The organism is Sunxiuqinia sp. sy24, from assembly GCF_052677165.1.
Map to the genome: position 1 here is coordinate 1 of NZ_JBQYLH010000020.1, position 16,006 is coordinate 16,006.

The 16,006-nt window shown below is 37.4% G+C and carries 15 protein-coding genes; 8 read left to right on the plus strand and 7 right to left on the minus strand.

All coding sequences use genetic code 11. The annotated features are described in order from the left end of the window. The 3 genes from ACUNWA_RS16095 to ACUNWA_RS16105 all read right to left on the minus strand — a co-directional run. Nucleotides 1-581, minus strand: a 581-nt coding sequence (locus tag ACUNWA_RS16095; RefSeq protein ID WP_445592951.1) for a DUF6266 family protein, incomplete at its 3' end; no start/stop codon positions are given. Nucleotides 582-1,177: 596 nt separating this feature from the next. Continuing rightward, nucleotides 1,178-1,432 (minus strand): GIY-YIG nuclease family protein, encoded by a 255-nt coding sequence (locus tag ACUNWA_RS16100; RefSeq protein ID WP_445592952.1) that lies wholly within the window; start codon nucleotides 1,430-1,432, stop codon nucleotides 1,178-1,180. A 529-nt stretch (nucleotides 1,433-1,961) separates the two neighbouring features. Next, nucleotides 1,962-2,291: a hypothetical protein gene (locus ACUNWA_RS16105; protein ID WP_445592953.1), complete on the minus strand. Its 330-nt coding sequence runs from the start codon at nucleotides 2,289-2,291 to the stop codon at nucleotides 1,962-1,964. A 504-nt stretch (nucleotides 2,292-2,795) separates the two neighbouring features. Between ACUNWA_RS16105 and ACUNWA_RS16110 the strand changes: the two genes are divergently transcribed. The 8 genes from ACUNWA_RS16110 to ACUNWA_RS16145 all read left to right on the plus strand — a co-directional run bounded on the left by ACUNWA_RS16110 (nucleotide 2,796) and on the right by ACUNWA_RS16145 (nucleotide 10,381). Next, on the plus strand, nucleotides 2,796-5,030 hold the full coding sequence (locus ACUNWA_RS16110) for an HD domain-containing protein (RefSeq protein WP_445592954.1): 2,235 nt from the start codon (nucleotides 2,796-2,798) through the stop codon (nucleotides 5,028-5,030). 137 nt (nucleotides 5,031-5,167) lie between these two features. Continuing rightward, nucleotides 5,168-5,677, plus strand: coding sequence for a hypothetical protein (locus tag ACUNWA_RS16115; RefSeq protein ID WP_445592955.1), 510 nt, complete (start codon nucleotides 5,168-5,170; stop codon nucleotides 5,675-5,677). A 45-nt stretch (nucleotides 5,678-5,722) separates the two neighbouring features. Continuing rightward, entirely contained in the window at nucleotides 5,723-5,992 is a 270-nt protein-coding gene (locus tag ACUNWA_RS16120; protein WP_445592956.1) for a hypothetical protein, read from the plus strand. A 196-nt stretch (nucleotides 5,993-6,188) separates the two neighbouring features. After that, complete coding sequence (gene merTP, locus ACUNWA_RS16125; protein WP_445592957.1) at nucleotides 6,189-6,782, plus strand: mercuric transport protein MerTP; 594 nt, start codon at nucleotides 6,189-6,191, stop codon at nucleotides 6,780-6,782. A gap of 1 nt (nucleotide 6,783) precedes the next feature. Then, nucleotides 6,784-6,990, plus strand: a complete 207-nt coding sequence (locus ACUNWA_RS16130) for a GDCCVxC domain-containing (seleno)protein (RefSeq protein WP_445592958.1) — start codon at nucleotides 6,784-6,786, stop codon at nucleotides 6,988-6,990. 213 nt (nucleotides 6,991-7,203) lie between these two features. Beyond that, nucleotides 7,204-7,767, plus strand: coding sequence for a helix-turn-helix domain-containing protein (locus ACUNWA_RS16135; RefSeq protein WP_445592959.1), 564 nt, complete (start codon nucleotides 7,204-7,206; stop codon nucleotides 7,765-7,767). 89 nt (nucleotides 7,768-7,856) lie between these two features. After that, nucleotides 7,857-10,076, plus strand: coding sequence for a heavy metal translocating P-type ATPase (locus ACUNWA_RS16140; protein WP_445592960.1), 2,220 nt, complete (start codon nucleotides 7,857-7,859; stop codon nucleotides 10,074-10,076). A gap of 83 nt (nucleotides 10,077-10,159) precedes the next feature. Next, nucleotides 10,160-10,381, plus strand: a complete 222-nt coding sequence (locus ACUNWA_RS16145; protein WP_445592961.1) for a heavy-metal-associated domain-containing protein — start codon at nucleotides 10,160-10,162, stop codon at nucleotides 10,379-10,381. An 855-nt stretch (nucleotides 10,382-11,236) separates the two neighbouring features. On the opposite strand, the gene ACUNWA_RS16150 is transcribed toward ACUNWA_RS16145, so the two are convergent. From ACUNWA_RS16150 to ACUNWA_RS16165, 4 genes are all read right to left on the minus strand, one after another. After that, nucleotides 11,237-12,166 (minus strand): AAA family ATPase, encoded by a 930-nt coding sequence (locus ACUNWA_RS16150; RefSeq protein WP_445592962.1) that lies wholly within the window; start codon nucleotides 12,164-12,166, stop codon nucleotides 11,237-11,239. A gap of 443 nt (nucleotides 12,167-12,609) precedes the next feature. Further along, nucleotides 12,610-12,903 (minus strand): helix-turn-helix domain-containing protein, encoded by a 294-nt coding sequence (locus ACUNWA_RS16155; RefSeq protein WP_445592963.1) that lies wholly within the window; start codon nucleotides 12,901-12,903, stop codon nucleotides 12,610-12,612. A 144-nt stretch (nucleotides 12,904-13,047) separates the two neighbouring features. Continuing rightward, nucleotides 13,048-14,355, minus strand: a complete 1,308-nt coding sequence (locus ACUNWA_RS16160; protein ID WP_445592964.1) for a hypothetical protein — start codon at nucleotides 14,353-14,355, stop codon at nucleotides 13,048-13,050. Between the two features lie 20 nt (nucleotides 14,356-14,375). Continuing rightward, complete coding sequence (locus ACUNWA_RS16165; protein WP_445592965.1) at nucleotides 14,376-15,656, minus strand: tyrosine-type recombinase/integrase; 1,281 nt, start codon at nucleotides 15,654-15,656, stop codon at nucleotides 14,376-14,378. Between the last annotated feature and the right edge of the window lie 350 nt (nucleotides 15,657-16,006).

Below are 16,006 nucleotides of genomic sequence, written 5' to 3' on the forward strand. Positions count from 1 at the left end.
TGAAATGCGATGTAGCAGCTCAATTCATCACCGGAAAAAGTAGCAGGCACCGTGACTACCTGACTTCCGCTAGTGCGAGTATTACCACCATTAATAGTTACGGCTTGGTTTTTAGCACTGTTGTAAATAACCAACATTGCCTTGTCTGTTGCCAGTGCTGTTCCTGTGCCGGAATTATCTACCCAAGAGAAATCGATTTGCCCGGGGATAGTTGCCTGAATAGACGGATTGAGTGCTCCTGTTAAACTGCCTCTGGAGACTAATGCGTCCGCGTAAGCAATTCCATACTCTGGATAAGTACCACTAACGGCATTTTGAATGGTGTAGGACATTGCTGCATTAAATGCGCTCATTTTAACGGCATAGTCTTTAAACCCGGTTCGAAGAAACGAAGTGAGCGGTTGTAAAAAGTTTAATACCGTTACGAACTTGGTTCGCTGATCTACCTGAGCAGGAGTTCTGGGATTTGCCACACTTACAGGCTTGCTACGCATGTAGTCGATACCTTTCCAACTGCCACCAATGACTGTTCCGACCTTACCGGAGAAGCCACCTAAGATACCTTGATTAATTACTGCCATAAGAATACTGTTTAAATTGGTTTACAAATTGTTTTCATGGACTTGGTAATGAGATGGTACGGCTTAATACTTTTCTCAAATCCACTAATACAAAATTAATCATAAAAAATAACTTTGATTCCTGCCCTGCTTTGCTACAAACTGAGGATGAAAGTGTTTGGTCTTGTATTGCCTGAGTCGGCTTAATTGAACGCTTAGGCACCAGAATTTTGAGGGGATGAAATGGACAAAAGGAATCGAAATAAATGGGTTTAGCGTGGGGATGTGGGTTTATGTCGAAGTCTTTTGGGTGATTTCAGACCCGAGGCATAGCTTTCCTAAGCGGGCCATTAAGCCAAGGTGAAAGACGTCGGGGGTTCTTAGACGGGGTGGACAATAGGCAGGGCAAACCGCTGCTTGGGTTTGGGAAGGCAAGGTTGGAGCCGGAACGCAGTGGAGGCTTCAATCTTGTGTGGGATGCTGAGGTGGCTGAGCTGAGAGCAAGGTAGTGGCACGAAGGTGAGTTATACGTTAGTGTGGTGCCGCAGTAGCCCGAAGTGGAGGGAAGCGAAGCTACCGCAGGCATAGGCCGATAAACAATGATGCCCTGCACCGCTTCACCCTGTGAAATAAGATTTGAGCCTACTCCGGATAAACATTTTCCCATAATGGGTTTTGAAATACTTCTCTCGCTTCAGTGCGTCTGCCTGACTTAGACAGGCTTCAAAATAGATCAATTTCAGTGGTCGGCGATTTTTGGTGGATTCGACTTGCCCCTTGCAGTGGGCTTCAAATCTTTCCTCCAAATTTTGGGTATAGCCAGCATAGAACTGGCCATCTAATTCGCTTTGTAAAATATAGGTATAATACATATTGGTAAGTTACAGAATTTGGAGGAATTTCAGAGGGTAAAAGGGAGGTGGGGTCAATGAGGTCTTCAGGACGTGACGGATAGCGGATAAGCAAGCTGGTTGGGTGTGCGGGGTGAGGCAATTTTTACATAATTGACTTATGGGACGGCTTTGGTCTGGCAGGGGTTTGTGCGGCTGTTCCTATAAGAAGCCATTATGTAACTATTGCTTTGGGTTGTTTGTTTTTGGCGCAAGGGCACTTGGGCGCATTGGCCCCGATGGAATACCTCCGGTATTTGTTTGAAATAATTCCATGGGGTAAAGAGACCGTCTTTTTGTTTTGTGTGCAGGGAATAGCTTTTGGGCTTTGAGGGACGAAAAGACCAAGTGCTGTTGGTGGGTTGGCCTTACAAAAAGTGTGACGAAAACAAACAACAGAAGGGCTGGGAAGCGCAAGGAAGTTGTCAGTTATCAGTCCTATGAAATACTCACTCCGTGAATTTCACAGGATAAATTGTCGGTTAACGGTTATCAGTTTGGGAAGGGTGTTCTATGGAAACTTGCTGTAAATTGTAACCCAATTATCCTCAATGTTTCCCTGTAAATATAGGATGGCATCGATATCCTTATTGGGTCTTAGCTTCATGATGATTGGAGCAAACCAAGCTCCTCCTTCCAGCAGTTTATCTGAGCAGATCACATCAACACAATAGTCATGGGGTTCGGGAACTTCTTTAAGTTCTATCTTGTTTTCGAACCAATACCAGTCGTTTGGGGTTTGCCTATTGTTCCAGTAAAGTGGTTTTAGCTGTAGAGCGACCCTTCGACGATTTGAAATGTTTGGAATCTTCTCCTTATACTTGATTCGATAGGTGTGCATGGAAAATAGTTTTTCAGATCAAAGGTAAAAATGTTCAGGAATAATCAGGAACATTAGTTTGTTCATGTCGGGTATGATTTACACTGGCTTTTGAGCCTCCCCATTTGAGAAATTAAGCATTTTCTTTATTGACAGGTTGTATTTGCCTGACCAAGTGTTAAACATTCCTATTTCGGTTAATGGGGGCTTAAAACAGGGGCTTTGGGAAAGTTAGGGTGTAAGAAAATTCGTAGGGAAGGCTGACTGCAACGTGTTGTCAGGTGGAGTGATAGAGCGCTTGTTTTATTCTAGTGGATGAGATGGTCGCCTAGAGGGAGATCGTTGATTTACGGGAGGCTAAGGGGGCTTATTTAACGGAAATTATATTTGTTATTTGCAGAAGAATCCATAAATTTATATCACACTAAAATGAATCTTTCTGCTGGATGCAAAATGGATGTTGCTTGACCCAAAGTACCATAAAGGGTTTGACCAAATCCAAAATCCTTTGGATAAACTTGACTTTTGAAACAAAAAATTCCTATTTTTAAACAAGCTAATCAAACAATTTGTAAACCTAAAAAAACCAATGACAGTATCATCCTACACGCATCAACCACCCCTAAGCAGCATTTCAACCAACAAAAACACATCCATCTAAAGCGAATATATCCACAAGACTGTGGATATACAAGTGTTAGCTTTCATGTTAGAAAAAAAACTACAATGATGATAATTGAGAACTTTATAAAGAATCCAGACTTAGCAGCAAGTATTACAGAGTGTGAAAAACAAATCACACCGGTTTTACAAAAATATATTTCTCATTTTCCTGATTATACTGACCATTCAATAAATCATTCAAAAATTGTATTGAATTATGCTATAGAAATACTTGATGATTCCATTAAGCATTTAAATGAAGATGAACTTTATATTTTAATTATGTCTGCCTACTTGCATGATATTGGGATGAGTCCTTCTATTCAAATGCAAGAAGAGCTTAAACTGCAGAATGATGATTTAGCAGAGGAAATACGAAAAGTTCATCATGAATTAAGTTTTAAGTATATTCTTGAAAATTGGAAAATCTTAAAGATTCCAAACAAAAAATACGCTACTGCTATTGGTTTAGTTTGCATGGGACATAGAAAAGTTAATCTTTTTGATACAGAAGTTTACAAGCACGAATACATTGTTAAAGGAGGAAAAGAATTTGTTTGCCTTCCTTTTCTCGCTGGTTTGTTGAGATTAGCAGATGAACTTGATATTACAAATGATAGAACCCCTGAGTTATTGTTTAACAACTACTACCCAACTGAGAAAACAAGTATTGAAGAATGGGAGAAACATAAATCAAATTACTTCATTAGCTATAATGATAATAAAATAATTATAACTGCTGAATGTTCTTTACGTAACGTATACTACGGTCTACTTGAACAAAAAATAAAGATTCAAAATGTATTAAATGAATTTCATAAGTTAATTCACTTATTTCCCAAAAATAAAAACCATTTAAATATTAGGTACACTCAAATAGTGCAAGAAATTGAAACTATTGGATTCCTTCCAAAGGAAATAGGGTTTAGTTTTGATTTTCAAAATACTTTTAATGCTTTTATCGGTAAAAATTTATATGATGATAATTTTGTTGCAATTAGAGAAGTAATTCAGAATTCAATAGATACATGCCTGTATAAAACGAGTATTTCAAAAAACTACAATCCATCAATTTCTATAAAGCTAGTTGATTCCAAGCTTATTATTGAAGATAACGGTATGGGAATGGATTTCTTCATAATTGAAACTTATTTTGCCAAACTAAACAGTAGTTTTTATTTACAAGAGAATATATCTAAGAATTATGAATCTATCAGTCAATTTGGTGTTGGTGTTTTCTCATATTTTCTTTTATGCGACAGCTTTGATGTTGAAACAAAATCAGAAAATAGTGAAGCAATAAAATATAGAGTCACAAGGAATGCAGAAAGCTCATTTTACTTTTTTGATAATGCATCAAAAGATACTACAGGCACAAAAATAACAATCTACTTAAATCAAAAATTAGACTTCAGTTATTTAGTTGAAAAAATCGAACACTATTTTAGGTTCATAGATTTAAACCTAATACTAAAAGATGATTCGGATGGCGTTTATGAAATTTCAAATAAAGGTTTTGCAATTGACAAAACAAAGCTAATATCTGAAAATGTAAAAATATTATCACAAGACAAAATATCTGAATTAGATATTATTGAATCTTACTTGAATACAGAATATTATGAAGGACAAATTAATTTATTTGTAATTAAAAAAGAGCAAATAATTGACCCTATAAGTCTCTATGATATTTTAGGTAATTCTTATCACACTAGTTATAAATTATATCAAAAGGGAATTTACGTTACTTCAATTGGCAACTCTATACTTCGAAATACAATTGGAGAAATAAATACCAAGTCAAAACTAAACCTGAATATTTCTAGAAATAGATTTAATAATTCAGAAACCCTCAAAGCAATTGTTGCAAATTTTGAAAACAACCTAATTGATAAAGTATTTAGTAGCTGGAAAAATCTTCCAAAAGAGGTAAAGTATTTGAAATCGAATATGTTTATTTCAAATTATTTAAGCCTTTATAATATAGATGAAAAGACTATTGAACTATTAAAAAATAATTGGTTCTTAAAAACATATAGCTCTAGTGGTGAAGATATTTCTAGCTTTTCTGAAATCCTTAATTTAGAAAATTTCTAATTCTAAATAACTATAAAGCTATTGACAGGCATGAAAATCCGGAGCACAATCAAGAAAAAACCAAATTACTATATGAACAGTTAAACATCCCTATAATATTAGCTTTTGATGAAGATATTTCAAAAAGTATTTTAAAATTGGCAGAACTTCTCAAGTTGAAAGTTGAATTATTAACTACAGATGATAATGATTACTTTTTTATTGATACGACAAATATCAAATTAAATCAGAAAAATAAAGTACTTAGAAAAGAATGCTATCCATGTTCTTCGCATGAAACTATTATTGTCTACCCAAATATTGGAATTGAAAGATATTTAAACTCAAAACATAAAATTATCAAATATATAATAGAGAATGAAATGCACATTGAACGAAATTCTCAACACAAAGATTTATGGGAATCATTCATTGAACTACTTCGTGAATTCATTTTTTATTATAGGATACATGGTGAATATTCGAAATATAAGTTTGTTGAAACAATGTCAAGGCTTAATGCTATATTGATAAAAATTAATGAAACTTTAGAAACAGAATTTGAAATTAAAAATACTGACTTTCCAAAATGGATGTTAGAAATTAAAGAAAAAGAAACACGAAAGCTAACAATTAAGTGTTCGGCCAGTGCGCAGCACAGTGGCTGAACGCGGTGTTGACGTAAACCGGGATTGATAGCCGAAACAAGTCTTATGGGTTTTCCAATCGGATATAAGCTATTTTGCCTGACCACGATGGTCGGGCTTTTTATTTTTGGCGGTTTTTTCTCCTTGTTTTTATGGCTTAAACGAAGAAGTTACTTCCCGTTTTTGTGTTCGGGAAACTTGCTAACGGTTCGAGGCGTTACCCCCGCCCGTAAGGGACTTACTCCCTATGGAATGAAAACTCAGATTCCACAGGGTAAACCCTATGGAATGAAAACTCAGATTCCACAAGGTAAACCCTATGGAATGAAAACGTAGATTCCACAGGGTAAACCCTATGGAATAATTTCATGCATCACACTACGATTTAATACTAAAAATTTGTATTTTAAACATTTTTCCAGAGCTTTCGTGTAATTTGACAGGAAAGTGCCACGCAGTCGGCTACTATTCTTATACTCACCTTTGTGAGGCAGCTGAAAAAAGACAACTAAAGAGCATTAGAAGAAATAAAATGAAATCAGAAAACAAACTAGCAGGACTTGGGCTTTTGACAGCCATTTCGGCTTCCCTGTGTTGTATTACACCTGTTTTGGCTATGCTTTCTGGGACAAGAGGACTTGCTTCGACTTTTTCTTGGCTTGACCCTTTGCGACCGTATTTAATCGGGCTGACAGTTTTGGTGCTTGGATTTGCTTGGTATCAAAAGCTGAAACCGAAAAAACAAATGGACTGCGACTGCGATACGACTGAAAAAAAACCTTTCACTCAGACAAAGAACTTTTTGGCTATCGCGACAGTTTTTTCAGGACTAATGCTTGTAATTCCAACTTATGCTCACGATTTCTTTTCAAAGTCAGAAAATAAAACAGTCGTCACCGACCAGTCCAAAATTCAGACAGCAGAGTTCAAAATAGGCGGAATGACTTGTTCTGGTTGTGAAGAACAGGTAAAACAGGAAGTAAATAAACTGACAGGAATAAACGAGAGGACTGTATCTTACGAAATCGGAGACGCAATCATTGAAATTGCCCAAGCCCAAGCAGCCATTGAAGAAATTGAAAAAGCCATTGAAAAGACAGGCTACTCAGTAACAGACAAAAAATAAAATGAATATAGAATTCCAATCAATAATTACTTGCACACACTGCGGACATCAAAAGGAAGAAACTATGCCGACAGACGCTTGCCAATACTTTTACGAGTGTGAAAACTGCAAGAAAGTATTAAAGCCAAAACAAGGTGACTGTTGCGTTTATTGTAGTTACGGGACAGTAAAATGTCCGCCAGTACAACAAGGGACTAGTTGCTGTTAAAGGATGAAATTCAAAAAATAAAAAAGCCGACCGCACAACGATGGCTATCCGTAATGCGGGGTTTGGTGCTACTTTTTGAAAGTAAAAACGTAAAATAAGCTTTTCGGTAAACGGACTGTGAAGTTCCTTGAGATCCTGCACTACGCATAGCCGAGCCGTTCTCTGCAAGCTAAATAGACGACTGTGCCAAAAATGAAATATTAGGAGAAAAATATGACAACACTCTTTATTAAAAATATGGTTTGCAATCGCTGTATTATGGTAGTGCAAAACGAATTGGATAAATTAGGTTTGAATGTAAAGAACATAAAACTAGGGGAGGTTGTGTTAAATAATGGGCTCACGGATAAAGAAAAGAATAAATTACATGAAGTACTGATGCCGTTGGGTTTTGAACTTATTGACGACAAAAAAAGCCGTATCATTGAAAAAATGAAGAATATAATTATAGACCTTGTGCATTATCAGGACAATGAAATAAGAACCAACCTTTCAGATGTATTAAGCAGCAAACTGCATCACGATTATAATTATTTGTCCAACCTGTTTTCAGAGGTAGAGGGTACTACTATTGAAAAATACTTTATTGCTCAAAAAATAGAAAAGGTAAAAGAATTGTTGGTATATGATGAGCTGTCTTTGAGCGAAATTGCATTTCGTCTGAACTATTCGAGTGTAGGCTATTTAAGCAACCAATTCAAAAAAGTAACAGGACTTTCCCCCAGCCATTTTAAAAAGATACGTAAAGAGAGAAGAAAACCTTTGGACGAGGTATAAGTAAATCTTACAAACCATTTCCAAAATTCCACAATAACAGCCTCTCATATTATTGCCAATTTTGTATTGTAATCAAAAAACAACGAGATATGGCAACAAGAGATAAAAATAGAATTACCCAGACTTTCCCTGTATTAGGAATGACTTGCGCATCGTGTGCAAGCAGTGCCGAAAGCATTGTGCAACATCAGGAGGGCGTAGTTAATGCTTCCGTCAACTTCGCAACGGGAAATCTTAGTGTTGAGTACTTGCCCAATATGATCGATGCTCCCAAACTACAAAAAGCAGTACAAGGTATTGGTTATGACTTATTGATTGAAGATGAAACCAAACAGCAGGATACTTTAGAAGCTATCCACGAAAAGAAATTTAATCAACTAAAAGCCAGAACCATCTTGGCAGTTGTTCTGTCTTTGCCTGTTGTAGTTATAGGAATGTTTTTTATGAATATGCCTTATGCCAACCCGATTATGTGGGCATTCTCTACCCCTGTTGTATTATGGTTGGGCAGGGATTTCTTTGTAAATGCGTGGAAACAGGCCAAACACGGTTCTGCCAATATGGATACGCTTGTAGCATTGAGTACGGGAATTGCCTACATGTTTAGTGTATTCAATATGCTTTTTGCCGAGTTTTGGCATCAGAGAGGTTTACACGCTCACGTTTACTTTGAAGCAGCATCAGTCATTATCGCATTCATTCTGTTAGGTAAATTATTGGAGGAGAAAGCAAAAGGCAATACATCTTCTGCTATAAAAAAACTAATGGGCTTACAACCTAAAACCATTATCGTAATACAAAATGACGGAACGGAGAAACAAACGGCAATTGAAGACGTAATAGCGGGCGATATTATCCTTGTAAAGCCGGGCGAAAAGATTGCGGTGGATGGTTTGGTTACTTTGGGCAGTTCCTACGTAGACGAAAGTATGTTAAGTGGAGAGCCTGTACCTGTTTTGAAAAAGGAAAACGAAAAGGTTTTTGCAGGGACGATTAACCAAAAAGGAAGTTTCCAATTCAAAGCGGTAAAAGTTGGTAAGGAAACAATGCTTGCCCAAATCATCAAAATGGTACAGGACGCACAGGGAAGCAAAGCACCTGTACAAAAGTTGGTAGATAAGATTGCAGGTATTTTTGTTCCCATAGTGATAGTTATTGCTATTCTCACATTTATTTTATGGTTCATTTTGGGTGGCGACACTGGCGTAGTACAGGGATTATTGGCTGCCATTACCGTATTGATTATTGCCTGTCCTTGTGCTTTGGGTTTGGCTACACCTACGGCAATTATGGTGGGCGTAGGTAAAGGTGCAGAACAAGGTATTTTGATTAAAGACGCAGAAAGTTTAGAGTTGACTAAAAAAGTCAATGCCATCATATTTGACAAAACAGGAACGATTACAGAGGGCAGACCACAGGTAACAGGTATTCAATGGCACCATAATGATGATGTAACCAAAGCCATTCTATTAAGTATAGAAAATCAGTCCGAGCACCCGTTGGCAGAAGCAGTTGTAAAACACTTGGACGGAGTTGCAACCAAATCTTTGTCTAATTTCGACAGTATTACAGGTAAAGGAGCAAAAGCCGACTACAATAATGAAACCTATTTTGTGGGTAACAAGACACTATTGGCAGAAAACAATATCAGTATTCCTGAGCCATTACAAGAGCAAGCTGATGAATGGAGTAAATTATCCAAAACCGTTATTTGGTTTTCGGACAGTAAACAAGCCCTTTCCGTAGTTGCTATTTCCGACAAAATAAAAGAAACATCAGTAGATGCAATCAAAGAAATGCAGGAAATGGGAATTGATTTGTATATGCTTACAGGCGATAACGAAGTAACTGCCAAAGCCATTGCAGAGCAGACAGGAATTAAGCATTATAAAGCAGAAGTGTTGCCACAAAACAAAGCTGATTTTGTTAAAGAACTGCAACAGCAAGGAAAAGTAGTCGCTATGGTAGGCGATGGTATTAACGACAGTGCGGCTTTAGCAACAGCCAATGTAAGCATAGCAATGGGCAAAGGTTCAGACATTGCAATGGACGTTGCAAAAATGACAATCATTTCATCAGATCTTTCCAAAATACCACAGGCAATTAGACTTTCAAGACATACCGTAGCCACCATTAAGCAAAATCTATTTTGGTCATTTATTTATAACCTTATCGGTATTCCGATTGCAGCAGGCATTCTTTACCCGATTAACGGTTTCTTGCTTAACCCAATGATTGCCGGTGCAGCTATGGCATTAAGTAGTGTAAGCGTGGTCAGTAATAGTTTGCGATTGAAATGGAAAAAGTAAAACAGCAGATATCAGAAATCAAGCTATAGATTGTAGACAATTCAGAGCGTTATTATATCAAATAATAATTAAATTTTTAAACAATGGAAAATAAAGAATTTCAGTTCAAAACAAACCTTAATTGCGGAGGTTGTGTATCAAAAGTTCAGTCTGACTTAGATAACGTAGAGGGAATCTGCCACTGGAACGTGGATACGGACCATGTGGACAAAATCCTTACAGTAAAATCGGACGGTATTACCGAAAAAGAAGTAGTTGCTATAGTTAAAAGTAAAGGCTTCAAAGCTGAGATTTTAAAGGGATAAATCGTTTTTTTAATCATTACAAATTAAAGATTGTGGATTAAGAAAGCCAGCAGAGAGTCGAGTAGCCCGCCCCACTAGCCAAGGCTAGCAGGGAGAGGCTTTCACACCACCTAGCGTACGCGAGCTCGGCTCCTCTCTTTCGTTTTAAATGTCCACCGGGCATTTAAATCTCAGGCATATATAGGGCGGCTCGTTAAGTCATCGAAAACAAAACCGTACTTGGTTTAATTTGATTGTAGCGTTCCTGTAAGGGAATGTAAGTACGCTTTTCAATCGATCAATTTCCTTTTCATATACCAGACTTACTGTATTGCGACCTTAGAGGCGTTATTATGCTTGAGTGGGCATCTATATCACCTGTCGGAAGATCGTCGGTCTGGGGCGAGCTACACGTGTTATTTGGGGAGGAATTGAGTGGCTTTTGTGATTGGCTTAAAGTAAGCTGCGATGATTGACATTTAACTCAGGATCGCTGACTTTTGAAATCACTTCCGGTACATTTCCTACAGCTTTTTTCCTTGTCAAAGTGGCAACTAGATATTCCGGGCAAAGTGAACACCTGATTTATCTCTGGTAGCATAGGGATTCTACAGGTTTGCTAAACTATCTTCCATCATTCCTTAAATAATCGATAAATACACTGGATGCAAAAATATTCATTCATTCAAGGTATATGATATTTTGAATGAATATTATAATTATTCCTTTACAGGAATTTTAATGTATATAAAAAGAAAAAGTGTAACGGTAAGTTACACTTTAGTTTCTTTATATAATACTTTTTTCCTGTAGAAGTAAGTATTATTCATTATTCAGATATACGGTAATGCATGCATGAATAAACAGACACCACCCTCACGGGAGAGGTGCCTGTTTGTTATTAAGCGTGCGAGACACCGAGCTTTGTGAGATGTTTAGCTTTGTTGCAATTTGCGATTGCGTGAAGCCTTGGGCAGATAAGCTAAATATTTGTTCGTTATTGTGTTTTTTGCCTTCCTCGAGTGCCAAATTTTCGATTAAATCTCTGTCGCCGGAGAAGGAGAAAAGCATGTTTTCATCGAATTGCAAGGTAAAGGATTCATTCTTAAAAGAATCCTTCATGTAGTTTCCCTTGACAAAGCAGAGGTGTCTTAGGTTAGGAGTTTTCTTGTCTTTTAGGAGAATAGCTACAGTGCGCATTTTAGCTTCAATTCCTTGACTCCCTAAAAGGTTATTTTTATTAGGCATCTTAAATTCGGAACTTTTGCCCGTATGGTGAACGAAAGCAATAAGACAGTCGTGTTTTTCGGCAAGTTGGCTATATTCGTTGAGAAAGCCGCGAACTTGATTCGATTGATTCATGTCTTTTCCGTATATATCGGCTAACGCGTCTACAACTATTAGCGAGTTTTTCGACTTGGCAAGTAATTTCCCTAACTCGGTGGTTAAGTCTTCAAAACTGAATATGTATTTGATATTTTTGAACACTTCTTCGTCTAATCTCAGTTTTTTGTTTTGCCTGTTTAACTGTGACGATACTGCAAACTTGCCATCTTCGGTTGAAACATAGATTGTGTTGCGAATGCTCGAATTTAGCTTGAAGCCCAAGAACTCGCTCTCCCCATTAGAGATTGCAATACATAGTTGGCGCATTAGGGTAGATTTCCCGGTGTCGGAGCTACCTGCGATTGCAACCAAGCCTGTTTTTGGAAATACTGGCTCCAGTAACCACGGTATGTCTTCGGTTGCTAACTGGAGTAGTTCTTTGCCTGTGTATGTTGTAGGACTATTATTAATTGTTGTCATAGTTTACTGATTTTTGAGATTAACTGAGCTATTTCTTGCCGACCGCTATCGGTGAAAATGTTGAAGTGAAATGTTAGAAGATAAAGTACAGCCAAGCAGATGATAATCTTTAAAATAAATATTGCTTTGCCTTTGCATGTACGTTCCCGATACTTTCTAATTATACTATTGTTCTTTCTCATCTTTTAAAGTATTATGTAGTGATACAAATCGTTGCCTAGCGTTCCTGATATCCCTATAGGTCCACGCCCATATACCAAAGGCTTTGGATGTAGGGTAACTGACTCTCCCGAAACGGGTGTTTTCGCGTTTTTTGAATACTTCGTAGTGTAACTTACCCATTGACTCTACTTGGTACAAATAAGCCATACCGGTAGCCTTCAATTGGGTGAATGCAAACCCCTTGACTTCACCACGCCCGATGAATTGTTTTGGTAGTGGTGTCATGCTCTGTAGGATTTAGAGGTGATGAAATCGGTTATCTTTGCATCTAGTTCATCGTTAGAGGACTGTTTGTTTGAGAAAATCCATTCCTCCAATTCGGATCTTTTGAAATAGACTTTGCCCATCGGTTTGTAGAAGCTGATCCGGTGTTCACTTGTCAGCTTATACAATGTGGGTTTGGATATACCGAGGTATTTCGCTGCTTCGGAAAGCGTTAATACTTCCTTCTGGAGAAGGTTTTGCTGTAATATCAGGTTTTTGAGTTCCTGCAACTGAGTTTCAATATTCCCCATTTTTTATCTTTTTTGAGGTTGAAAAATGGGTAGGTGCACCTACCGTTTTGTAAATCTACATGAGCAAAACTAGCTAATAGATAGATGCCAAAACAGTTGCAGGGGGTTGTGCAATCCTAGCTGAATGTGCAGTATATCAGTTGTTTACTTGGATGTTTTTTCTTTGTATTTGGTTAGGTGCGTTTGTATTGGCTGCTTTTTTTCTAGCCAAAATTCGATTGCACTGGGAGTAGGTGCGTCGAAATGGTTTTTGAGGGTGTTAGGTGATATGATTTCAGCTTTCTTCGTAGAAAATAAGTTTGATATAGCTCTTGTCAGATTTTTGACCTCTGTGTTCTTGGCTATTATGTTCTCGTCTTTAAGGATGCGGAATAGGAGGGCCAATTGCTCGACAGATATATTTGTTTGGATTTTTTTAAAATTATTGTCAATATTTAGAGTTGAACTATTTTGCTGATTTGTAATTGCAGTTTTGAAAGTCTGGAGATACTCAATAGCCCTTGATGGTAAGGTGTTGGTTTCTATTGTTGGGTCAAAGGTTGTTATAATCAATTCTTTGCAGGTGGACATTTCCCTTGAAATGAAATTGATTTTGCTGTTGGGATTATTTTGATCTTCTAGTTGAGTAGAGATCTGTTTCTGATAATTCGCAAAACAATTATCAATGAAACCAATGTTATTTAGCATGCTTTCCTGTGGGGGATTTTCTACAAGATTATGGTGCTGTATGAATAGCAGGTTTTCAAGCTTCTGTGCTATGGATTTGTAGAGTATTTCTTGGGTATTAACAGAGCCATCAACTGGTGAAGAATCAATGGTTTGTTTCAATGAAACAAGATATTGAGTGGTTTGGTAAGGATTTAGTTTCGATTGAGAGGTGACAAGCTCTTGAAATTCTTCAAGGCAATTTGATAGAGGTACAATTATCATTTTAATTTGAAGATGAAAATGATTGATAAGTGCATCGTAGTCGATTCCTTTAATTTGATAGGGTATTCTGTTGTGTATTTCGTATGCTTTTCTCAACAATGACTTGAAGAATGTTTCATCCTCGACTTTTTCTGATTTGAGGATTAATTTTTCGAGGCCTGCCTGTGAGAGAATTACTTTGTCTATGAGAACATTTTCTAAATCATTCAAAGCAGAAAACTCAGTGATCTTGAGGTGGATGAATTTTTTGATACAATCATTGTAGGATTCAAGTGATGAAAAGGTCTTAATCACATCCTCCGGGCGTAATATATGAAAGTTTAAAACAAAGAGTAGGTCTTCGAGTGTTTTTATCCACTGTAGTTGTTCCTCGCTTGGGAAGCTGCTTGAAAAGTTTGTGTCGAGCTTAGTGAATTCATCATTCAGTAGCTCTTTTACCTGATATATATCGAGGATTATTTCACCGCTTTCGTGTTGTTTAATCAGGTCTTGGAGGTCGGGATGTACAGGGATTGAGGTCATTGCTTTAGTTTTTCTTAAAACTAAAACTTTGTCAAGTTTTTTGCAATTTCTTTTTGTTGTTCTTTTTCGAAGCTGGCCAAATAGTTTTCGGTAGTGGCAATATTGGAATGTCCCAGAGCTTGAGAAATGAAGGCAATACTTGTTCCCGATCGCATTAAAATAGTGGCGTAACTGTGACGAGCTACATAGGTAGTCACATTGGCCTGAATGCCCACCAGTTTTGCAATGCGTTTAATGTACTTGTTGATTTGTTTGATCAGTTGTTTGGTGGTTTTCTGTTGTTGTTCAGCATTCATTCCTTTTGAAAGGACTGGAAAGATATAGGCACTGGGCTTAGCTGGCTTATTACCCCATGTTTTGATGATTTTCTGCGCTTCGGGTAATATTGGGATAGAGATAGGAGGGGAGTTTCTTTTTGTATTAGCTGTTTTTGCACGGTCGTATTCAATGGTGTCGCCTTTAATGTTGCTGTATTTAAGCAGGCAGAGGTCTTTGACGTTAATTCCGTTGCAGAGATACAGGAATAGCCATAAATCGCGGTAATAGTGTTCGGGTGTGCCTTTTAAAGGTTTGTAGTTGAATAGTTTTGCAATGTCTTGAATGGTTAGTGCTTTCTTGATATTTCTGGGTGCCGGGATTATGTATTTGTCTTTACCAAAAGGATATGCTGCACTGCTTATGCTTCCAGTTCTGATTTGGTCGTTGAAAGCTTTCCTGATACATCGCATGTACATAGAAATGGTTGTTTTGGAATATTCCTTTTCAAGCATCCAGTTTTCACAATTGCGGAGAAAGTCAGGGGTTAGTTGGTTGAATGGAAGCTTTTGTTTTTTTGTGTACTTTTTCAGGAGGTTGGCTGTAAGTCGGTACACGTCAGCAGTTCCAAGCTGATTGTTTTTCTTGAGTTGGTCTGTTAGATCTTCAAGGGAAGAAAGGATGTCGTTTCGTTCTGTGGACCTGCGGAGGAAGTGTTTTTTGAATAACTCGAAAGAGAATTCATCCATGTGGCAAATAGTATCATTGGCCTTTTTAAGTAACTGGTGGATAATACGCTTCTTTTCCAATAAGTCGCCACGTACACCATTGGCTGCAATTTTGAGGTATTGGTCTGTGCTCAAATTGATATTGGTAGAATAGTATTTCGGAATACGATCGAAAACCAACTGAAGACGCACGGTGAAGGTATTGTCTTTGCGTGGTCGGACTGTGTCGAGAAAAGCAACTAACGATACTCCTTTGCTTTTTAATGTATCGAAGTTTTGTTCTGGGTGGGTGATACGTGGCAAACTGGACTTTTCCATGTTGTTAGTATTTCTATTTACTAACAAATTTACTAACAATTAAGCAGATAAATGCAATTATTGAGGGTTTATTTTATAATAGGTGTGTCGCTAAGGTGTTCATTGATAGATAAATATAAAAATCAACTAACTATAGATAGAAGATGAGTTACGCCTTCTAAGCAGTAGGTCATGGGTTCGAATCCCGTCCGGGGTACAGATTGATAGAGAAGGAGTTAGATTTATTTCTAGCTCCTTTTTTTTATTGTTGCTAATTTGTTGTGCCTGGTAATGTCGGAAAGCATTATTCTGCATGTTTGCAATATAAGTTGATGTAGTGGCTTCAGTAGGATCTCTCTAGTTTCTTTGAA